This is a genomic window from Variovorax sp. 01T439_2 (assembly GCF_056398445.1).
Genome location: NZ_JBFTPJ010001194.1, coordinates 1 through 1,465, shown reverse-complemented (window position 1 = coordinate 1,465; position 1,465 = coordinate 1). Strand labels below are relative to the sequence as shown.

The 1,465-nt window shown below is 63.6% G+C and carries 1 protein-coding gene and 1 pseudogene; both read right to left on the bottom strand.

Annotated elements, in window-relative coordinates:
- Positions 1-73: pseudogene (locus AC1DOC_RS33425) on the bottom strand (ATP-dependent Clp protease proteolytic subunit); the annotation flags it as partial.
- 144 nt (positions 74-217) lie between these two features.
- Positions 218-1,465, bottom strand: a 1,248-nt coding sequence (gene tig / locus AC1DOC_RS33420; protein WP_478131540.1) for a trigger factor, incomplete at its 5' end; no start/stop codon positions are given.

Genomic DNA, 1,465 nt, shown 5'->3' with positions numbered 1-1,465 from the left:
CCTTGAGGAGGCGCGAATAGATGTCGTAGGACCGCTCGCCGCGGCCCGACTGCTCGATGACCATCGGGATCATGCCGAGGCCTTTGATTTCCTGTGCGCTCATTGAATTGCTCTCCGGAAAAGGGTTCGTTCGCTGTTCGAATTTACTGTACGCCTGAGTGAAATGGGGCTCGTGCCGCAAAGCACAAGCCCCATTGGCGTCGCAGGCGGCAGTGGATCAGCCTTGTTGCGCCATCAGTTCGTCGAACGACACCGACTTTTCATTGACCTTGGCCTTGCCGAGCACGAAATCGGTCACGTTGTTCTCGATGACCACGGCTTCGACTTCGGCCAGGCGATTGTTGTCGCTGAAGTACCAGCGCACCACGTCGGCCGGCTTTTCGTAGCTGGCGGCCAGCTCGTCGATGTGGGCCTTGATCTGCTCGGGCTTGGCCTGCAGGTTGTTGGCGCGCACCAGCTCGGCCACCACGAGGCCCAGGCGCACGCGGCGCTCGGCTTGGGGACGGAACACTTCGTCGGGGATCGGCGCCTTGTCGGCGTCCTTGATGCCGCGCTGCTTGAGCTCGGCGCGGGCGCCTTCGACCATGCGGTTGACTTCGGACTRCACGCTCGCGTTGGGCAGGTCGAGCTCGGCGTTGGCCACCAGGGTGTCCATCACGGCGTTCTTGTTGCGCGCCAGCAGGCGGAACTTCACTTCGCGCTCGAGGTTCTTCTTGATGTCGGCGCGCAGGCCCTCGACCGTGGCTTCGGCAATGCCGAGCGACTTGGCGAGCTGTTCGTTGACTTCGGGCAGGTGCGAGGCTTCGATCTTCTTCACGGTGACCATGAAGTCGGCCTGCTTGCCGGCCACGTCCTTGCCGTGGTAGTCGGCCGGGAACGAGAGCGGGAAGGTGCGGCTGTCGCCGGCCTTCATGCCGCGCACGGCGTCTTCGAATTCCTTGAGCATCTGGCCTTCGCCGACGATGAACTGGAAGTCTTCGGCCTTGCCGCCCGGGAAGGGCTCGCCGTCGATCTTGCCTTCGAAATCGACCGTCACGCGGTCGTCGTCCTGGGCCACGGCGTCCTGGGCGCGCTGCGCGAAGGTGCGGCGCTGCTTGCGCAGGATGTCCAGCGTCTTGTCGATGGCGTCGTCGCCCACTTCGGCCGAGAGCTTCTCGACTTCGGCGTTCGACAGGTCGTTGATCTTGACTTCGGGGAACACTTCGAAGACCGCGTCGAAGGCGAGCTGGCCTTCGGGCGACTCTTCCTTCTCGGTGATGCGGGGCTGGCCGGCCACGCGCAGCTTGGCTTCGTTGGCGGCCTGCGAGAAGGCTTCGCCGACCTTGTCGTTCATGACTTCGTAGTGCACCGAGTAGCCGTAGCGCTGGGCCACGACGTTCATCGGCACCTTGCCGGGACGGAAGCCATCCATCTTGACGGTGCGCGCGAGCTTCTTGAGGCGCGAATCGACTTCGGACTGGATGGT